Source organism: Fodinibius halophilus (assembly GCF_011059105.1).
Lineage (GTDB): Bacteria > Bacteroidota > Rhodothermia > Balneolales > Balneolaceae > Fodinibius > Fodinibius halophilus.
Window position 1 is genome coordinate 56,106 of sequence record NZ_JAALLS010000017.1, and the last position, 18,896, is coordinate 75,001.

Genomic DNA, 18,896 nt, shown 5'->3' on the forward strand with positions numbered 1-18,896 from the left:
TTAAGATCGCTCAGTATAACATGATATGTGTGACCACTTTACCAGAGAAGCATTTTCATGCAGAATACACTGCCGCCGCTTTTGAGAAACTCATAAGTGCTTACCTCGTGGACAGAGAACCCGTTATCCCGAAGGTTTTTATTTACATCCGTACATCCTTGCTGGATAATTACATTTCGACCGTCCGGGCAAGAAGCATTACAAGCAAATAGTTCTTCAGCTTCATATTTGGAGGCTCGTATAACGGTATCAAACATCTTATCGATCATTGCCAGTCCTTCATCGGTAAAGGCCTCAGGATAGATAAGGGCGGTATTTTCATCCAGCACACAAAGGCAGGTGTCCAGATGGTAGAACGATTCGTCGACCAATTCCACAGCAAGTACCGGGATGTCAAATTTTTCGGATATTGTATCGTAAGCTTCTAAGGACGATCGGTAACCGTATCCTCCCCACAACATACGTTTGCCGGTATGCCAGATGGCGTCGCCGCATCCTTCAAAATCGCTGATCTTATCTTCATCAAAATAGCAGATTTCGTAGCCGTGCTGGCGGTACCACTGTTCGATGTAAGGAACCTCATCTTTGCGCTCATCAGCATGCATAATGCTCATAAAAACATGTCGCTTGCCATCTTCATCAATGTAAGGGAGACTCTGGTTGGCACAAAAGACCATGTCGGGTAATCCCTCTTGGTCTTCAATAACATGCACGTTCATCCCTACCTGGTTAAAGAGAGAGCGAACCAGCTCCCATTCGTTATTTGCCTCAATTTTGTCAACCTTTCCTACTTGGTCTGCCATATGCGGATTGATGACATAATCTACCGAGAAGTGCAGGGGGCGTACCATAAGCACGTCCGTTGGTAATGGCATGTCGGAGATATCTCCGGTAGTAAAATCGAGTTGGTCAGCGGATGTAATGACTTGGCCCATAGGTAAATCAATTATTTCAATTGAAGTGAATTTAGATCTCTTTCGTTTTTTGGACATGAAAGATAATCATTTGTAGCAAAGAATAAACTATTGGTGTTAAAAACTCACAGGTAATTTTGTTTTTCACTTTCAGTTGATGGGATAGTACTCTGTGTCCGGTTAGATATTAAACTTAAATATTGCTCGTTTTTACCTATCATTAGATGAAGGTATAACAGTGTCAACTGATATTTGTAGGATACTATGCTATTAGATCATGAACTCTTATCGCAATTAGCGCCCCTGGAATTGAGAGCCCGTAAAATTGTTGAAGGATTTATTTCAGGCCTACATAAAAGTCCACACCACGGCTTTAGCGTGGAGTTTGCCGAGCATCGGCCCTATAATCCCGGAGATGAGATTAAGCACATCGATTGGAAGGTGTTTGCAAAGACCGAACGCCTCTTCGTTAAGAAATATGAAGAGGAGACGAATCTGCGCTGCTATGTCATTTTGGATACAAGTAGCTCCATGTTTTATAAATATTTTAGTCCATGGTCCAAGTTGCGATATGCTATCCATTTTGCCTCCTCGTTGATGTACCTGATGAATAGGCAGAGCGATGCTTGCGGGCTGGTGACCTTTAGTGATGGTATTGAACATTTTATTCCGGCCAAGTCTTCCTATTCGCATCTGCGAATGTTGTTTTCGGAGTTTGAAAATTTGCTCCAGAAAGAAGAGGAGGGGGTAGAAGAGCATCGTAAGACCGCAACAGCCCAGATTATTCACGAGGTTGCTGAGCGTCTTAACCACCGAAGCCTGGTGGTAGTATTAACCGACCTCTTTGAAAATGTGGATAAACATGACCAGCTTATTTCATCGTTGAAGCACTTACGTCATCGCAAGCATGAAGTACTATTATTTAATGTGCTTGAGCAGAAGAGTGAGCGAGAGCTCGATTTTTCTGATCGACGTTTAATGATGCAGGATATGGAAACCGGCGCGCAGATGGAAGTAAAACCGGCACAGATCAGGGAGGAGTATAAAAGGAAAATCGAGGAGCTTACCCATCGATTTAAGATGGCATGCAGTGAATTTCAAATTGATTTCGATCAGCTAGATACGCAAAGTGAATTTGATCTGGCTCTGCTTTCATATCTAAATAAAAGAAAACGCCTGGGATGAGTTCATTGCTTTAGTTTAAGCACTTAAGTGCAGGATAAAGTCAGGTTAGGACATAGGCTTGCTCTCGAGCGAATTATCATATCTTTGTGTAGTTTCATCAATAAGATTAGCTAGCCGGCAGCTCGGTGTTTTAGTGATAGTTCTTAGCTTGTCATTATGGGTAGGTTGACCCACACCTGTCCTCTCCCTACTCGCCGCAGGGAGAGGGACGTCTGTCTGCATTCCGTGCTGGGCAAAAGCACATATCTTTTCGGGGAATCTCAGCCAAAATTCAAGCGCAAGACGTTTTTAAAAAGTCTCTTCCCCTACGGGTAGGGGAAGAACAAGAGGGGGTCAGAACCAACTCAATACTCCCAGTCTCACATCTCGGAGGCAAAAGAACAAGATGGGGTCCGAACCAACTCAATACTCCCAGTCTCACATCTCGGAGGCAAAAGAACAAGATGGGGTCAGAACCAACTCAATACTCACAGTCTCACATCTCGTAGGCAAAAGAACAAGATGGGGTCAGAAAATAACAAGCACCCGAACCTGCTAAATGTATAGCCCTTTCTTATCGCGCCCAGAATCCAACTTTTGATTATTGATATAAAAGGGAGCTTTGCAAAACTCGGTATGTCATCCTGAATTCAGTTCAGGATCTCGGTTTTAATGCTAATAACTGTATATGAGATGCTGATCCGCCAGCCGGCGGACAGCATGACAAGATGTGACTAGTTTCGCAAAGTCCCCAAATATTAAGTCGACATGTCTTAGTTCTTCCATTTCTCTTTGAAAACTACAGTGGATATTGGCGACCACTGTGATCACTATGTTACTTCCATTTGGCGAAGAATTTTATTGAAGATGGTGGGCACCAATCTCTTTAGATAGATTCCCCAAATTTCTTTGCCGCCGATATAGATCTCTTCCTTTTCGGCCTCAATTTTAGGAAGCAGCTTTTGGGCAAACTTTGTAGGTGACATGCCGTGCTGTTGTCCTTTACCCATCTGATTGTGCTTGCTGCCATCTCCCTCAAGTGCATTCTTGGTAACATCCGTTTTGATATAGCCCGGACAAACGAGAGAAACGCGGATGTTATCTTTATGCACTTCTTGGCGCAGGCTGTCAAAGTAGCCGTGCAGGGCATGTTTGGAAGCCGCATAGCTGGAGCGCAGACGGGTACCAAACTTTCCCATCACGCTGCTGGTAACAATGATATGACCTGTTTGGCGATCGATCATTGAGGGCAGTACGGTTTTGGTAAGCGCCACAGAGCCAAAAAAGTTAATCTCCATTACCTTTCTTGTGACCTCCATGTCAGTTTCTGTGACCTTTGAACGCTGGCTGATTCCACCATTGTTAAAGAGATAATCGATTTGTCCAAACGTATCGAGGGCTTGGCGGGCTTTCTCGGGAAGAGCCTCGGCTTCGGCAAGGTCTATGGGTAAAATATGGATATTCGAGGTATCGCCCCGGCAGTTGTCTTTGACGTTTTGTAGAACATTTTGCCGACGGGAGGATAAAATAAGCTTTGCTCCCTTTTCATGGAGAGCGTAAACCAGTGCTTCACCAATTCCCGATGAGGCCCCGGTAATCCATGCTACTTTGTTTTCAAAAGACATTTTAGTGTATGCAACTATAATTATGTGTTCTGTTTAAAATGCTGAATCCAAATCAGCATGACAAGGGCTTATTAAGTTCTGTTCAGATACTGTGTAAAGTTTCATATTTTATTGCGGACAACGATTTATTCATAACTCCTGTTTTGATCTCATTCTTCTAAGAAAAAAATATTATTGTGAAACCGAAGCACAGCATATTATTAGTTGAGGACGAAGAGGAATCGGCTGAGATGTTAGCCAATTTCCTTGAGATGAATGACTATGAAGTATTAGTAGCGCACGAAGGTAACAGAGCGCTAGAACTTATCGAAGAACATGCCGGTGAAATTCATTTGGCTATTCTTGATATTATGGTTCCCAATGTTGACGGTAAGGAAATTTGTCGACATATCCGAAAGCATCCGGTATTAAATGACATTCCGGTTATTTTTCTAACAGCCAAGGATGAGGAGCAGGATGAGATTGAGGGACTGGAGCTGGGAGCAGACGATTATATTCCCAAGCCGGCCAGTTTAAATTTGGTCAAAGCGCATGTCGAATCGTTGCTTCGCCGCCAAAATCCCCAAAAAGCTAACTGGCTGCAATATGGTGATACCTATCTGGACACCGATGCCAAAGAATTATATGTGGATGATGAGAAGATTGAGCTTACCTCTACGGAATACACCCTTATTGAGCTGTTCTATAAAAATCCCAAGCGTGTGTACACCCGCCAGGAGATTTTAGAGCATATCACTGAAGAAGATCGTTTTGTGTTTGATCGCACGGTAGATGTGCACGTAAAGAATTTAAGGCTCAAGATGGGAGATGCAGGAAAAGTAATTAAAACCTACCGTGGTATTGGTTATGGATTAAACCGTGAGATTGTAAAGGTATAGATGGGGCTGCCGGAAATCAGTTCCGGCTTATTCTTCTTCATAGCTGCTGAAGAGTTTTGTAATGAAAAGTAACTATTTAAATATGATGAACCCGGTATTTCAATGAGCATACGTTCGAAATTAGCATGGACTTTTATTTTGCTTCTGATTTTTGGAATCACTTCTATCAGCAGTTACTCTATTGTTTTTATCCGCGATTATTTACTTGAGGAGGGGCGCGAGGAGATGGAGCAGGATACGCGCTGGCTGTCGATCACGGTGGCAAATTTGGCCGAAAACGAAACTTTGGATAAGCGCCTTGCTTCTGCTGCCAAAACATCGGGTTACCAGCTGGCTGTATATGATTCTACGGGTACGCTACTGGATTCGTATAGTAATAATGACTCTGCTTTTAGTCCCGATCGCCAGCTGACGGCCGGCATCATGAAAAGCCTGGAAGCACGCGCAGCACTTCCGCTGTTACCTGCTGATGAAGAATCTGAAACCTTAACCAGCTATATCGCTATTCCGGCATCGGGGAGCTCAGTACAATACTTGCTTGCCAGCCAGCTTAAAGATCAAATATATGCCCCTATTAAAACCATTCGATGGATAATATATTATGGGATGTTTATCTCTATCGGCTTGGTGGTAATTGTAAGTCTTTGGATCTCGCGCTATTTGACGAAGCCGATAACGCAGATCAAAAATGCTGCCCAGGATATTGCCGACGGAAATGTAGATCGGCAGATCGATATTAAAAGGCGTGATGAATTTGGAACGCTGGCTGATTCATTAAATCAGATGGCTTCAAAGCTGCGGGCTGATACGCTGCAGATTAAGCAGTTTGCTGAAAAGCAGCGCCAGTTTTTTGCTGATATCACCCATGAGATTCGAAACCCCCTGCATACCATATCGGGGGCACTGGAAATGTTGCAGCTTCCCGATTTAGATCCTCAAAAGGAGAAGAAGTATATTCGATCTGCCAGGAGGCAAACAGATCGGATTTCTCATCTCTTTAAAAATTTGAAAAACCTACAGCGCTATGATTCGGATGAGTATTTCATAGAGAAGCAGGAGTTTGACTTGGCACCTATTGCTGAACATATGGAGGAGATCTATGATGAGCGTGCCGAAGTGAAAGGTATTGATTTGGAACTTGATCAACATTCGTGCACGGTTATCGGTGATCCGGCTAAGATAGAACAGGTGATCGATAACCTGATATCAAATGCACTGAAGTATACCAACGAGGGAACCGTACGACTACGGTACAAATCTGATAGCGAGAAGGTTAATATCGTTGTAGAAGATGATGGTATAGGCATCTCGGAAGAACATCTGAATAGGTTGTTTGATCGGTTTTACCGAACAGATAAGGCACGATCGCGTGACAAAGGAGGAACGGGGCTTGGCTTGGCCGTAGTAAAAAGTATTATGGACGGGCATGGAGCCGATATTAAGGTTGAAAGTGAAGTTGGTGAGGGTACACGATTTTCATTTGAGCTTCAGAAGGCTTAGTACTGCCAGTATGATAGACTCGTTCTAAATAAAATATGAGTCCTTTTCTTCAAATTCCCTTCATAAAGATTGAGTTTCTTTACCCTGATGAACAGGTGACTAGTATATCGCTTGAAGAAATTGATAATTGGCATTGGGTGCCAGAGTAAAAAAGAGTTAAAATGTCGACGGAAGAAAAACGTATTGGTGTAGTTTTAATGAATTTGGGCGGGCCAACGGCGGATTATGCCGTTCGTCCATTTTTGTATAATCTTTTTCGCGATGAGGATATCATAAAGCTGGGAGGCGGTAAATTCCAAGACTATTTTGCAAAGATTATATCCAAATTTCGTGCGCCAAGTGTTCAGGAAGATTATGAAGAAATTAATGGTTGTCCCAAAGGGTGCATGGGGAGCAAGCACTGCCTGAATCGCAAGAACAGCATCAAATCCACTTGTTGTTCTCCCATCAACAGTCTTACCGAAAAGCAGCGACGTGGTTTGGAGAAGCATTTGGGTAAGGTGATTCCGGATCATACCGTAAAGGTATATACCTGCATGCGCTATTGGCTGCCTTTTGCTGATACGACTATGGAAGACATGCAGGAAGACGGTATCACACACGCGGTAATGGTTCCGCTTTATCCTCAGTTTTCATGGACTACAACCGGCAGCAGTTACCGGGATTGGGAAACAAAGCGTGATGAGAAGTTTGGCCATGATACGCCCTGGAAAGAATTTCACGTGAAGAACTACCATCTGGATGAGAACTATCTGACTGCGATGAATGATCGCATCGATGAAGCTCTGGCTGAGATGGATGAAGAAACACGTAACAAAACACACTTCATCTTTAGTGCCCATGGTACTCCACTACTAGAGGTGCGAAGCGGAGATCCTTATACCAATGAGATCAACCAGACGATGGAAGCAATCATGGAGATGCGGGGATATGATTACGATTACTGGCTGGGATATCAGTCAAAGGTAGGCCCGCAGAAGTGGACCCAACCTAATACCGCTGAGCTGGTTGAGCGCCATATTGAGTATGGTATTAAGAACTTCTTGATGATCCCTATTGCTTTTGTTACTGACCATATTGAAACGCTGTATGAACTTGGTGTTGAACTGGTCGAAGATCTCGAAGAAGAGGGCTATGAGTTTGAAAACCTGAAAGTGATGCCGGGTATCAACGATCATCCCAAGTATATAGAGGCATTGGCCAGCCAGGTACTGGATAAGTTGGATCACGAGATTAGTGCCCAAAAACTGGAATCGGAATCTCAAAAAGTATCTGCCGAATAGATGTCAGTTGAAGCTCCCAAAATAACGGATTTTTGTGCAGTCGGTGTAAACCACTGGGAGGCGAGTATTGATGTACGCGAGCGTTTTAGTTTAAGCGATGCAAGAAAGAAGGATCTTATAGACGGAGCTCGTCGGGAAGGGATAGAAAGCTTTTTTGTGGTTTCTACCTGTAATAGAACCGAGATTTTTGCCCAAGATGTTACTGCCCAAGAGCTTATTCGCCTGTTGGTTACCTATTCGGACGGTACGCTTGAAGAATTTCATAATTACGGTTTCGAAAAAGAAGGACAGCATGCCGTTGAACACCTGTTCCAGGTAACGGTAGGACTCGACTCCCAAATTCTTGGTGATGTCCAGGTTGTTAATCAGGTGAAAGAAGGGTATGAGTTTGCCAGCGATCTTGATGCCGTGGGGGGAGAGCTCCATCGACTGATGCAGCACGTTTTTCGGGCTCATAAACGGTCCCGAAACGAAACCTCACTCGGAGAGGGAGCAGCAACTACGGCTTATGCAGCGGTAAAATTTGCGATCGAAACGTTTGATAAGCTCAAGAATAAAAATATCCTGCTTATTGGTACCGGAAAGATTGGCAAGGTGACTTGTAAAAATCTTATTAACTTGGGAGCCAAGAAGCTCACCCTTATAAATCGGACCCGGGATCGCGCTGAGTTCGTGGCCGACAAGTTCGACCTGAAGGTAGCGGATATGGAAGATATGCCTGAAGAGATTGCCGAGGCCGACTTGGTGATAGTAGCTACAGGGGCACAAGAGCCGGTGGTAACGCTGGATGATATGAAGCCGTCGGTGATGAATCCGAGTTTTAAGGTGATGGTGGATCTGTCGGTTCCACGAAATATCGATCCTCAAATCGGTGAGCTGAAATTTATCGATCTGGCGAATATGGACTTTTTGACGGATGTTACTGATGAAGCCTATCGGCGCCGCGAAGAAAATATACCGTTGGTAAAAAAGATTATTGACGATGAACTGACAGACTATAAAAACTGGCTCAGCAAGCAAAAGATTGTCCCTACTATCAAAGCTTTGACGAATAAGTTTGATTCTATCCGAGAAGATGAGTTCGATTTCTTTAAGAATAAAATATCTGATACGGATAAGGAAAAAGTTGAAAACCTGACTCGCAGAATTGTGAATAAAATTGCAGCTTACTCTATTGAACACCTGCGTGATCATCATGAATCGGAGCAGGTGACGAAAGTTGTTAATGATATGTTTAAGCTCGAAACAGAGACAGAAAATGAGTAAGAAAACGTCTATTCGAATTGGCACCCGCGATAGCCAACTGGCAACATGGCAAGCCAAACAAGTTGCAAAAAAGCTGCAGGATCTCGGTTATGAGACAGAGCTGATTTTTGTAAAGTCGGAGGGAGATATTGATCTTACGACACCACTTACAGAGATGGGGGGCAAAGGCGTATTTACCAAAGCCCTGGATGATGCACAGCTTAATGATGAGATCGATATTGCGGTGCACTCCTTTAAGGATCTACCAACAGAAAACCCTCTTCCGCTCAAAGTAGCAGCGATTATGAAACGGGCCGATGCGCGCGATTCGCTAGTGGCGCCCGATGGTACAGGTTTTTTGAATGATCCCGATTATGAAGCAACGATTGCCACCAGCAGCAATCGGCGCCGAGCGCAGTGGCTGCACCGCTATCCCAACCACAATATTGTCAATATTCGCGGCAACGTGAATACCCGCCTCGAAAAGGTAGAAAAGAACGACTGGGACGGCGCTATCTTTGCAGCTGCCGGGCTGGAACGTATCGATCTCGGCCATCATATCAGTGAATATCTGGACTGGATAGTGTCGGCTGCAGCGCAGGGGGCTATGGCTGTGATGATACGTGAAGGGGATTCTGAGATGGAAGAGATTATCTCTCAATTAGATCATGATGAAACGGCACTGTGTACAACAATTGAGCGTGATTTTTTGCACGATATGGAAGCCGGTTGTAGTGCCCCGGTAGGCGCTTATGCGTATATTGAAAATAGCCATGTGCATTTTAAAGCTATTGCTCTTACCCTTGATGGTATGGAGTCTTATGATTATGAAGAGGTCGTTTCTGTAGGAGAAGCGGGAGAGTTGGGCCATTCCGCGGCCCAGGCTTTGCTCAGCGAAGGAGCTATCAAAGTTATTGAAGAGATGAAGAAATCAGAAAAATAATTGAACACGGATGACGCAGATTACACAGTTACTGGAACTGTGAGAATCAGCTTAATCCGCGAAATCAGTGTTCCATGCGACAAAATAAACAGAATATTTTAGTTACACGTCCTTTATCTGCTCAGCAACTTGAATATGCCCGTATTTTGGGTCTGGAACCGGTTGTTGAACCGGCCCTGGAATTCAACTTCCCGGATTATTGGGATGGGGTGCTAAAAGTCATTACCGAACATCCCAAATCAGATTGGATCTTTACCAGTACTAACGGAGTTAAAGCGTTGGAAGAGCTGATGAATGCGGGTTTACAGGTTCGTCCGGAAATACAGCTTTTTGCGGTAGGGTCTAAAACCCAGGAGGCACTTCAGGATCTGGGGCTCGATGCCAAGATACCACGAACTGAAGACAGTAAACACCTGGCTGAGCTGATCATTGAAGAGGGGAAAATCAATTCAGTGATCTATTTCCACGGTAATTTAAGCCGCGGAGAGATGGTAGCCCGTTTAAAGGATGATGGTATTGAGGTTATTGAGCTGGAGGTCTATGAAACGATTATTAATCCGGTAGGGCTGCCTCATGTGCCTGTAAACGGGATCTTATTTTATAGTCCCAGTGCAGTAGAAGGATTTAAACAAGGCACCGGATTTGATGATGAGTTGCCCACTTTTTTTGCTATTGGCCCTACCACGGCGAAAGCATTAAAAGAGGAGACGGACCAACTGGTAGAAATTGCCAAGCAGCCTGATACAGAAGTACTTCTGCGGACGGTTTCGAATTATCTTTTTAGTGATGAGAATTAAAAAGAAAGTATTTAACAAATAGATGCTAAATAGTAGAACTTAGAACGATTGAAGGGGATTAAACTCCCGATATTTCCAGTAAATATTTTTATTTATGAGCAATGATTTTCCTGAGTTAAAGAATGATCTTTTTTTACGAGCACTGCGCGGCGAAGAAGTGGAACGTCCACCGGTTTGGATGATGCGTCAGGCAGGTCGATATCTGCCACAGTACATGAAGTTGCGCAAAAAATATACATTTTTTGAACGCGTAGAGACCCCGGAGCTGGCTTGTGAAATTACAATCCAACCAATTGACGAGCTGGAACCGGATGCGGCTATTATTTTTTCCGATATCTTAACGATACCCCAGGCCCTGGGAATTGATGTGGATCTGGTAAAGGGTAAGGGGCCGGTAATGGATAATCCTATTCGCAGCGTTGATGATGCTTTTGCCATACTGGCCGAAGATGTGCCTGAGAAGCTCCACCACGTGATGGATGCTATAAGCCTGACTCGGAAAGAACTCAACGGCCGTGTGCCGCTGATTGGTTTCGCCGGGGCACCGTGGACGCTTTTTTGCTATATGGTGCAGGGCGAAGGCTCTAAGAATTTTGCCAAAGCCAAGGCCTTTATGTACCAGCACCCTGATGCGGCGCGCCACGTGATGAAGGAGCTGACCAAAGCCACGATTGATTACTTGCAAGCACAGATCGATGCGGGTGCTCAGGCAGTTCAGCTTTTCGATTCATGGGCCGGTCTGCTGAGTCCCGAAGATTTTAATGAATGGGCCATGCCGTACCTGATGGAAATTTGTGATGCTATTGATGAGGTGCCTGTTATCCTTTTTGCCAAGGGAAGTTGGTATGCCCTGGAGCGGTTGAGCTTCAAAAGTAGCGCTGCTGCCCTGGGTGTTGATTGGACGATTACACCGGAATATGCACGTGAAAAAACACGAGGAGATATTGTTGTACAGGGTAATTTTGATCCATCGCAATTGATGATGCCTATTGAAGATATTCAACGACAAACCAAGCGGATGATCGATCGTTTTGGCCCCCAAAAATATATAGCCAATCTTGGACACGGTATTCTGCCGAATATCCCGGTTGATCATGCCCGCGCCTTTGTGGATACAGTTAAGGAATACTCAGCCACAGATTAACACAGATTTAAATGTCCCCCTTCGAAGGGGGATTAAGGGGGATGACCTAAACGAGAATTTTATGTCAACTGATTACGACAATTACGGTTATAACAAAGATTTAAAGGAGCTAGCTCGAAGGCTACGTAAGAATTCCACGGAGGCTGAAATTCGTCTTTGGAGTGAAGCTCTCCGAGCTGGTAAAATGCTGGGATTTACGTTTCTACGTCAGCGTCCGGTATTGAACTATATCGCTGATTTTATGTGCAAGGAACTAAAGCTAATCATAGAAGTTGATGGAAAAACACATGATGATAAAGATCAGTGGTATAAAGATCAAAGTCGACAGAAAGAGTTAGAGAATAAAGGCTTTACAGTATTACGTTTTACTGATGAGGAAATAATGGATGATTTAGAAAATGTAGAACGATCTATTAAAGGGTGGATCAAAGATCATCCCCCTGCGCCCCCTTCAAAGGGGGACTCAGGACGAGCCTCTATTAAAAGTCAGTTTGAAGCCTACATCCGGAACTTGCAGGATGAGATATGTGACCGATTTGAGCAAATTGATAATAAAGCTCGTTTTCGACACGATGACTGGGAACGCGATGGCGGTGGGGGCGGCCATACCCGAGTTATTGAAGATGGAGATGTATTTGAGAAAGGGGGCGTAAATATTTCTTCCGTGCATGGAGAGCTTCCCGAGCTTATCCGAAAGCGATTTGAAGTAGAGCAAGGTTGGTTCTGGGCCGGTGGCTTATCATTGGTCATTCATCCCCGAAACCCGATGGTACCCACGGTACATGCCAATTTCCGTTATTTTGAGCTTTATGATGATGAGGATATGAATGAAGTTCGCGACTGCTGGTTTGGTGGTGGCGCCGACTTAACGCCGTATTATTTGTGGGATGAAGATGCCGTTCATTTTCATCAGGTGCTTAAGGCTGCCTGTGATAAACATGGCAAGGATCTATATCCTGAGTTTAAAAAAGAGTGCGACGAATATTTTTATAACAGTCACCGCTCTGAGGCAAGAGGTGTCGGGGGGCTGTTTTTTGATTATCTGCGTCCCAATGAAGAACGATCAGCCGAAGATTGGTATGCCTTTACAACGGAGGCCGGAGATGCATTTATTGAAAGCTATGCCCCCATTGTAGAACGCCGGATGGATGAGCCGTATGATGAGCAGCAGCGATATTTCCAGGAAGTACGGCGCGGTCGTTATGTAGAGTTTAATTTGATTCACGATCGTGGTACCTTATTCGGTCTTAAAACGAACGGCCGAACCGAGTCGATCTTGATGAGTTTGCCGCCACGCGTTCGATGGGACTATGATTTTGAAATCGAAGAAGGAAGTGATGAAGCTTATTTAATAGAACGACTTAAAAATCCTATTGACTGGATAGCATACGGAGAATAATAAGCCGCGGATCTGCACAGATACACACGGATAAAACCTGTGTTAATCTGCGGGCTAAATATATTGTAATTAATACTATTTGTTGTTTATGACACACGGACAATTTCCATACATTCGCGGTCGTCGCCTACGAAACTCAGCAGCATTGCGAGCAATGGTGGCCGAACATAACCTTAAACCGGCAGATCTTATCGCCCCCGTTTTTGTCATGGAAGGGGAAGGAGAGAAAGTAGAAATTCCCTCTATGCCGGACTATTATCGGTATACCCTTGATCTGTTGCTTGAAGAAGTGAAACAGTTAAAAGATGTAGGTATACGTTCACTGGTTCTTTTTGCAAAAGTGCCCGACGAGAAAAAAGATAATAAAGGCACGGAAGCATTAAATCCTAAAGGATTGATGCAGCGGGCTGTTCGCGCGATAAAAGAGCAGTTTCCGGATATGTTAGTGATGACCGATATCGCAATGGATCCATACTCCAGCTATGGTCACGATGGTGTTGTTGAAGATGGGGAGATTCTGAATGATAAATCAGTCGAGATACTGAGCAAGATGGCAGTAAGTCATGCCAAAGCCGGTGCCGATATAGTCGCCCCCTCGGATATGATGGACGGACGCATTGGTGCCATGCGCGAAGCATTGGATGAGGCCGGTTTCGAACATACCGGTATTATGGCTTACAGTGCCAAATATGCATCCAGTTACTATGGTCCGTTCCGTGATGCCCTGGATTCCGCTCCCGGTTTTGGAGACAAAAAGACCTATCAGATGGATCCCGCCAATGTACAGGAAGCTATCAAAGAGGCCCAGCTGGATGAACAGGAAGGAGCTGATATTGTAATGGTAAAACCGGGCTTACCGTATATGGATGTTATTAGAGCAGTTAAAGAAAACGTCTCGGTACCGGTTTCTGTTTATAATGTATCTGGCGAATATGCTATGTTAAAGGCTGCTGCACAGAAAGGGTGGCTTGATGAAGACGAGGTTATGATGGAGACGCTGGTTGGGTTTAAGCGAGCCGGTGCCGACCTCATTGCTACTTACTTTGCAAAAGCAGCATCGAAACTGTTAAATGAACAAAGTTAGTAATTCAACGATTTGAGTAGGAGTCTGATGTAGGATATCCCTACTACGTAATTATTAAATTATTATTTATTGCTATGATTGAAACGAGTGAAAAATTATTTGAGCAGGCACAGAAATCCATTCCGGGGGGCGTAAATTCACCGGCGCGGGCATTTAATTCGGTCGGTGGTTCTCCTGTTTTCTTTGAGAAAGCCGAAGGTTCAATCCTTACGGATGTTGATGGAAATGAGTATATCGACTATGTCGGTTCTTGGGGACCGATGATTTTGGGCCATTCTTATGAGCCTGTAATAGAAGCAGTACAGGAAACGGCAGCCAAGTCAACGTCGTTTGGCGCACCTACTGAGATCGAAATTAAGGTTGCCGAGCTTGTCAAAAAGATGGTTCCAAACGTTGATAAGATCAGGATGGTGAACTCCGGTACCGAAGCATGTATGAGTGCTATTCGGGTGGCTCGCGGATATACCGGTCGAGATAAGGTGATAAAGTTTGAAGGAAACTATCATGGTCATGCTGACTCTTTCCTTATAAACGCCGGCAGTGGAGCGCTTACGCTGGGGCAACCCAGCAGTCCGGGGGTAACGAAGGGTACGGCAAAAGATACGCTGACAGCCAACTTTAATGACCTCCATTCGGTAAAGAAAATTTTGAATGAAAATGAAGGAGAGGTGGCAGCGCTGGTAGTAGAGCCGGTGGCCGGAAATATGGGATGCATCCCGCCCAAAAAAGGATTCCTGGATGGCCTGCGTGAACTTTGTGATGCCCACGATGTTGTACTCATTTTTGATGAGGTAATGACCGGATTTCGGATTGCTCAGGGTGGGGCCCAGCAGCGTTATGGTGTTGATGCAGACCTTGTTACCTATGGAAAAATAATAGGTGCGGGACTGCCGGTCGGTGCTTTCGGTGGCCGCCAAGAGATTATGGATGTTGTGTCCCCGGTTGGTCCGGTTTACCAGGCAGGAACGCTGTCGGGGAATCCACTGGCTATGGCTGCAGGGTATGCCCTGCTCTCAGAACTGCATACAAATCCCCATCATTATGATGAGTTAGAGGAAAAAACGACCTATCTCTTTGCAGGACTAAAAGATGTATTTCAAAATCATGATGTCCCCGTTTCCATTAATCGGGTGGGATCGATGATTAGTGTCTTCTTTACCGAAGAAGAGGTGGTGGATTTTGAAACGGCAAATACCACCGACCAGGAACTGTTTAAGAAATATTTCCATGCTATGCTAGAAAATGGGGTATACCTGCCGCCTTCACCGTTTGAGGCACTTTTTCTCGCCAATTCACTGACCGAGGAGTTGTTGGATAAAACGATAGAAGCAGCGGATAAATCGATCCAAAAAGCATTGGCCGAGGTTTAATTAATGAGGGTATTGATGGGCAAAATGATTGATAAAATGAAAAAGCGATGGGGAGTAGAAACCTTAGGCGGGGTACTTCTCATCCTGTTCATTTTTTCTATTACCGGGATGACAGCATTGTATGTGCGGAAGTTCGTTTTTGGATGGTTGGGCTTTGATGCGGAGACTCCTCTCTGGATAGAACTGATCGCATGGGTTTTGGTTGTGTTTCCATCCTACCAGATTCTGTTTTTAATTTATGGATTCCTGCTGGGACAATTTGAATTTGTCTGGAACTTTGAAAAGAAGAGTCTCCATCGTATTAAGAGTCTGTTTGTGCGCGAATAGTAGGCTAATCTTCCATCTTTTCTAGTTTCTTCTGCTTTTTCCGCGGCAGATCTTCTACAACCAAATTATAGGAATCTTTAATCCACTCCTTAAGCAGTTCATCATCCAACTCGCCCTCTGGATTAACCGTATTCCAATGTTTCTTATCCATGTGATAGCCGGGCTTAACATCCTCATATAAATCACGAAGCATGGCCGCTTTAATTGGATCACATTTCAGGTTTATGCTGTCAAAATCATCGACATCAGTGATTGCAAAAATTTTGTCCATGACTTTAAAAGCCAATGTGGTTTCATCATCATCAAAAGGAAAGCCTTCGGATACGCCGTTAAATGACAGGCAAAATTCTCTGAAGTCTTCTATATTCATGAAAGTTGTATCTTTGTGAAGAGTTAGATGCTAACTATGTAACGTAGCAGTGTGATTTATAATTTCAGAATGGGGCTAAGTTCGATATGGTATTGCCCTACCGTCTGTCAGATTTTTATGTGCCTTGATTACACACGATTGTAGTTCTGTGCTTGAGATAAGGCCTGATATAGGCCTCAAAGCTATTAAACTACTTTTTTATAATTAGTGTTAAGTTATAATAATCAAAGGGAACTGCAAGTTTATTTTTTCCAATCTTAGGCCGTTACCCTTTTATGGGCTAATATTAACAAAAGTAATGGAACCAATTGCACTTAAAACCCTTTCCAGACGGTCAGTGCCAGTAATATCCAGGCGGTGATAAAGCAGATGCCGCCAATAGGGGTGATCGCTCCCAGCCAGCGAATACCGCTTATCGAGAGAATATAGAGGCTACCTGAAAATATTAGAATTCCGGCAAGCATTAACCATCCCGACCAAGAAAGCAGACTGGAGTTTGGTAGATATTTGGCAATAATGCCCACGGCAAGCAGGCCCAGGGCATGATAGAAATGATACTGTACACCAGTCTCGAAGATCTCAAGCATCTCTTGGGTAAGTTTGCTTTTGAGACCATGAGCCCCAAAGGCTCCAAGGGCTACAGCGAGTGCCATAGCAATACTACCCAGCGTTAAAAATATTTTTCCCATAGCTCTTTAAAAGTCGAGTTGTATATGTTGTTATTGGTAATGAATAATTCTTGGTAAATCTACTATAACTAGATGAAGTAAATATAAACGAGCAAAAGAATATATGTAAGCTGTGTTCAAGTAATTACTGTAATACCGCGCGTTTTTTTTCACATGTTTGTTCTGATCCCATCTTGTTCTTCCCCTGCAAGCATGGGAAGAGACCTTAGTAATGGATATTTTGCCTGGAAGTTTGGCTAAGATCCTATGAAAGACTATGGGCTTTTTAACTCAGCAACTATTATAGATAAGCGTCCCTCTCCCTGCGACGAGTAGGGAGAGGACAGGAGTGGGTCAGCAGTCGGCAGTGAAGGTTTGGGATCTTCGAACTTTTGAGTAGCCAAATTCCCCTTTTCCCCAACCACCTCTTGGTCTCCTCCTTCATAAGGAGGAGAAATGGAAGAGCCAAGACATTTCGACTTAATATTTAGGGGCTTTGCGAAACTAGTCACATCTTGTCATGCTGAACCATGTACTGAGCCTGTCGAAGTATCTCTTTCAGCATCTCATATACAGTTATTAGCATTAAAACCGAGATCCTGAACTGAATTCAGGATGACATACCGAGTTTTGCAAAGCTCCCTTTTATATCAATAATCAAAAGTTGGGTTCTGGGTGAGAGAAGAAAGGGCTATACATTTAGCAGGTTCGGGTGCTTGCTATTTTCTGACCCCATCTTGTTCTTCCCCTACACATAGGGGAAGAGACTTTTTTATTAAGTATTCAGCTGGAAATTAAACTGATAGTCTCTGAAAGAATATGAGCATTTAAACCCAGCACATATTGCAGATAAGCGTCCCTCTCCCTGCGGCGAGTAGGGAGAGGACAGGAGTGNACATAGGGGAAGAGACTTTTTTATTAAGTATTCAGCTGGAAATTAAACTGATAGTCTCTGAAAGAATATGAGCATTTAAACCCAGCACATATTGCAGATAAGCGTCCCTCTCCCTGCGGCGAGTAGGGAGAGGACAGGAGTGGGTCAGCATGCCGGCAGAGAAGGCTTAGGACTTTCGACCTTTAACTAGCCTAATTCCCCATTATTTCCAACCTCCTCTTGGTCTCCTCCTTCATAAGGGGGAGAAATGGAAGAGCCAAGACATGTCGACTTAGTATTTTCTATTAGCAATCAAAAGTTGGGGTTCGGGCCTAGAGAGGAAAGGGCTATACATTTGGCAGGTTGGGGTGCCTGTTTTGACCCCATCTTTTTCTTCCCCTACCCGCAGGGGAAGAGACTTCTGTAAGGGGGATTTGGCTGTAGTTTAACTGCGATTCTCCGAGAGGATATCTGCTTTCAAAAATCAGCACAGATATCAGTCAGGCGTCCCCTCTCCCAGCGCAAAGTAGGGAGAGGTCAAGAGTGGGTCAGAATGCCTATATTGAAGAGTTATCCCTCAAATCCAACATCTTTATGGGTGCCATCACAAAACGGTTTGCTGCCGGATTCTCCACACCGGCAAAGAGCTACATTTTTGGAGCTATTAACGGATTGATTAGCAATAGAGTCGATACGGTAGGTACCATCAAGAAGGATAGGCCCATCATCCATCAACTTTAGTATTAATTTTTTGCTGGATGGATCGCCACTTTCGGTTGGTTGAAGTTTAGATTCCTTAAAAGAGGCCGGAGCTTTAAAATCGATATCTTGATGTGAGTTATCACAGAGGGGCTTATTTTCTGATTTTCCACAGCGACATACAGCTACTCGTGTATCTTCAAGTAGGGTTTCGCCTTCGGAGTTTTGAATTTCTATATCCCCACGAAGATATAGTGGTCCATCCGGTACAATAGTAATAGTATTTTTACGAGGGGGTTTTTCTTCTTCATCTTGATACTGTAACGCTCCTGTTGGACAGTGATGAACAATCTCCTTAATGTCATCAGCAGAGGCTTCATCAGGTTGGATCCAAGGTTTATTATCGGGGTTAAAAACAGAGGGCATGCCTTTTACACACTCTGCCGTATGGAGACATCGTTTACTGTCAAATTCTACTGTAATGTCATCAGATTCGTAGGTATGTATCTTTTTATCCATGATTTATACTCTGTTTTTATAGTAAAATATACGATTAATGCGGATCATCAAGTTTCGGCTGCAATATAGCAAACCGAAGTAACTATTTTAGAT

Annotated in this window: 18 protein-coding genes; 12 read left to right on the plus strand and 6 right to left on the minus strand. The window is 44.0% G+C overall.

What is annotated here, in order from left to right; all coding sequences use genetic code 11:
- Positions 1 to 38: 38 nt before the first annotated feature.
- A complete protein-coding gene (locus G3569_RS12800; protein WP_165269753.1) occupies positions 39 to 935 on the minus strand; it encodes a dimethylarginine dimethylaminohydrolase family protein in 897 nt (298 codons plus the stop codon).
- Between the two features lie 243 nt (positions 936 to 1,178).
- On the opposite strand from G3569_RS12800, the gene G3569_RS12805 reads away from it, so the two are divergent.
- Entirely contained in the window at positions 1,179 to 2,099 is a 921-nt protein-coding gene (locus tag G3569_RS12805) for a DUF58 domain-containing protein (RefSeq protein WP_165269755.1), read from the plus strand.
- Positions 2,100 to 2,908: 809 nt separating this feature from the next.
- Here the strand turns inward: G3569_RS12805 and G3569_RS12810 are convergent.
- Entirely contained in the window at positions 2,909 to 3,703 is a 795-nt protein-coding gene (locus tag G3569_RS12810) for an SDR family oxidoreductase (protein WP_165269757.1), read from the minus strand.
- Positions 3,704 to 3,879: 176 nt separating this feature from the next.
- On the opposite strand from G3569_RS12810, the gene G3569_RS18970 reads away from it, so the two are divergent.
- The 11 genes from G3569_RS18970 to G3569_RS12865 all read left to right on the plus strand — a co-directional run bounded on the left by G3569_RS18970 (position 3,880) and on the right by G3569_RS12865 (position 15,673).
- The gene (locus tag G3569_RS18970) at positions 3,880 to 4,581 is read left to right on the plus strand and encodes a response regulator transcription factor (protein ID WP_165269759.1); all 702 of its coding nucleotides are present in this window, start codon (positions 3,880 to 3,882) and stop codon (positions 4,579 to 4,581) included.
- Positions 4,582 to 4,683: 102 nt separating this feature from the next.
- Positions 4,684 to 6,081 (plus strand): sensor histidine kinase, encoded by a 1,398-nt coding sequence (locus G3569_RS12820; protein ID WP_165269761.1) that lies wholly within the window; start codon positions 4,684 to 4,686, stop codon positions 6,079 to 6,081.
- Between the two features lie 161 nt (positions 6,082 to 6,242).
- On the plus strand, positions 6,243 to 7,364 hold the full coding sequence (hemH, locus tag G3569_RS12825; RefSeq protein WP_165269763.1) for a ferrochelatase: 1,122 nt from the start codon (positions 6,243 to 6,245) through the stop codon (positions 7,362 to 7,364).
- Positions 7,365 to 8,630, plus strand: a complete 1,266-nt coding sequence (gene hemA, locus G3569_RS12830) for a glutamyl-tRNA reductase (RefSeq protein ID WP_165269765.1) — start codon at positions 7,365 to 7,367, stop codon at positions 8,628 to 8,630.
- Positions 8,623 to 9,552 carry a hydroxymethylbilane synthase gene (gene hemC / locus G3569_RS12835; protein ID WP_165269767.1) on the plus strand — a complete coding sequence of 310 codons (930 nt, stop codon included), beginning with the start codon at positions 8,623 to 8,625 and terminating at the stop codon, positions 9,550 to 9,552. The genes hemA and hemC overlap by 8 nt, the downstream gene beginning before the upstream one ends.
- 74 nt (positions 9,553 to 9,626) lie before the next feature.
- Positions 9,627 to 10,349: a uroporphyrinogen-III synthase gene (locus G3569_RS12840; RefSeq protein WP_165269769.1), complete on the plus strand. Its 723-nt coding sequence runs from the start codon at positions 9,627 to 9,629 to the stop codon at positions 10,347 to 10,349.
- A gap of 94 nt (positions 10,350 to 10,443) precedes the next feature.
- The gene (gene hemE, locus G3569_RS12845; protein WP_165269771.1) at positions 10,444 to 11,493 is read left to right on the plus strand and encodes a uroporphyrinogen decarboxylase; all 1,050 of its coding nucleotides are present in this window, start codon (positions 10,444 to 10,446) and stop codon (positions 11,491 to 11,493) included.
- Positions 11,494 to 11,554: 61 nt separating this feature from the next.
- Complete coding sequence (hemF, locus tag G3569_RS12850; RefSeq protein WP_165269773.1) at positions 11,555 to 12,892, plus strand: oxygen-dependent coproporphyrinogen oxidase; 1,338 nt, start codon at positions 11,555 to 11,557, stop codon at positions 12,890 to 12,892.
- Positions 12,893 to 12,980: 88 nt separating this feature from the next.
- Entirely contained in the window at positions 12,981 to 13,976 is a 996-nt protein-coding gene (gene hemB, locus G3569_RS12855) for a porphobilinogen synthase (RefSeq protein ID WP_165269775.1), read from the plus strand.
- Between the two features lie 74 nt (positions 13,977 to 14,050).
- Positions 14,051 to 15,346, plus strand: coding sequence for a glutamate-1-semialdehyde 2,1-aminomutase (hemL, locus tag G3569_RS12860; RefSeq protein ID WP_165269777.1), 1,296 nt, complete (start codon positions 14,051 to 14,053; stop codon positions 15,344 to 15,346).
- Between the two features lie 15 nt (positions 15,347 to 15,361).
- Entirely contained in the window at positions 15,362 to 15,673 is a 312-nt protein-coding gene (locus G3569_RS12865) for a DUF6787 family protein (RefSeq protein ID WP_205720197.1), read from the plus strand.
- A 4-nt stretch (positions 15,674 to 15,677) separates the two neighbouring features.
- Here G3569_RS12865 and G3569_RS12870 read toward each other — a convergent pair whose 3' ends face one another.
- The 4 genes from G3569_RS12870 to G3569_RS12880 form a co-directional block, all read right to left on the minus strand.
- Positions 15,678 to 16,043, minus strand: coding sequence for an MmcQ/YjbR family DNA-binding protein (locus G3569_RS12870; protein ID WP_165269781.1), 366 nt, complete (start codon positions 16,041 to 16,043; stop codon positions 15,678 to 15,680).
- Positions 16,044 to 16,357: 314 nt separating this feature from the next.
- Positions 16,358 to 16,732 (minus strand): DUF423 domain-containing protein, encoded by a 375-nt coding sequence (locus tag G3569_RS12875; protein WP_165269783.1) that lies wholly within the window; start codon positions 16,730 to 16,732, stop codon positions 16,358 to 16,360.
- Between the two features lie 254 nt (positions 16,733 to 16,986).
- Positions 16,987 to 17,223: a hypothetical protein gene (locus G3569_RS18430; protein WP_205720198.1), complete on the minus strand. Its 237-nt coding sequence runs from the start codon at positions 17,221 to 17,223 to the stop codon at positions 16,987 to 16,989.
- Between the two features lie 932 nt (positions 17,224 to 18,155).
- Positions 18,156 to 18,803, minus strand: coding sequence for a CDGSH iron-sulfur domain-containing protein (locus G3569_RS12880; RefSeq protein WP_165269785.1), 648 nt, complete (start codon positions 18,801 to 18,803; stop codon positions 18,156 to 18,158).
- Positions 18,804 to 18,896 lie beyond the last annotated feature (93 nt).

Coding starts and splice junctions, on each gene's coding strand:
- G3569_RS12880 (WP_165269785.1), bottom strand. CDS start 18,803: ATGGATAAAAAGATACATACCTACGAATCTGATGACATTACAGTAGAA.
- G3569_RS12810 (WP_165269757.1), bottom strand. CDS start 3,703: ATGTCTTTTGAAAACAAAGTAGCATGGATTACCGGGGCCTCATCGGGA.
- hemA (WP_165269765.1), top strand. CDS start 7,365: ATGTCAGTTGAAGCTCCCAAAATAACGGATTTTTGTGCAGTCGGTGTA.
- hemH (WP_165269763.1), top strand. CDS start 6,243: ATGTCGACGGAAGAAAAACGTATTGGTGTAGTTTTAATGAATTTGGGC.
- hemC (WP_165269767.1), top strand. CDS start 8,623: ATGAGTAAGAAAACGTCTATTCGAATTGGCACCCGCGATAGCCAACTG.
- G3569_RS12820 (WP_165269761.1), top strand. CDS start 4,684: ATGAGCATACGTTCGAAATTAGCATGGACTTTTATTTTGCTTCTGATT.
- hemF (WP_165269773.1), top strand. CDS start 11,555: ATGTCAACTGATTACGACAATTACGGTTATAACAAAGATTTAAAGGAG.
- hemL (WP_165269777.1), top strand. CDS start 14,051: ATGATTGAAACGAGTGAAAAATTATTTGAGCAGGCACAGAAATCCATT.
- G3569_RS12875 (WP_165269783.1), bottom strand. CDS start 16,732: ATGGGAAAAATATTTTTAACGCTGGGTAGTATTGCTATGGCACTCGCT.
- G3569_RS12865 (WP_205720197.1), top strand. CDS start 15,362: ATGGGCAAAATGATTGATAAAATGAAAAAGCGATGGGGAGTAGAAACC.
- G3569_RS12805 (WP_165269755.1), top strand. CDS start 1,179: ATGCTATTAGATCATGAACTCTTATCGCAATTAGCGCCCCTGGAATTG.
- G3569_RS12800 (WP_165269753.1), bottom strand. CDS start 935: ATGGGCCAAGTCATTACATCCGCTGACCAACTCGATTTTACTACCGGA.
- hemB (WP_165269775.1), top strand. CDS start 12,981: ATGACACACGGACAATTTCCATACATTCGCGGTCGTCGCCTACGAAAC.
- hemE (WP_165269771.1), top strand. CDS start 10,444: ATGAGCAATGATTTTCCTGAGTTAAAGAATGATCTTTTTTTACGAGCA.
- G3569_RS12840 (WP_165269769.1), top strand. CDS start 9,627: ATGCGACAAAATAAACAGAATATTTTAGTTACACGTCCTTTATCTGCT.
- G3569_RS12870 (WP_165269781.1), bottom strand. CDS start 16,043: ATGAATATAGAAGACTTCAGAGAATTTTGCCTGTCATTTAACGGCGTA.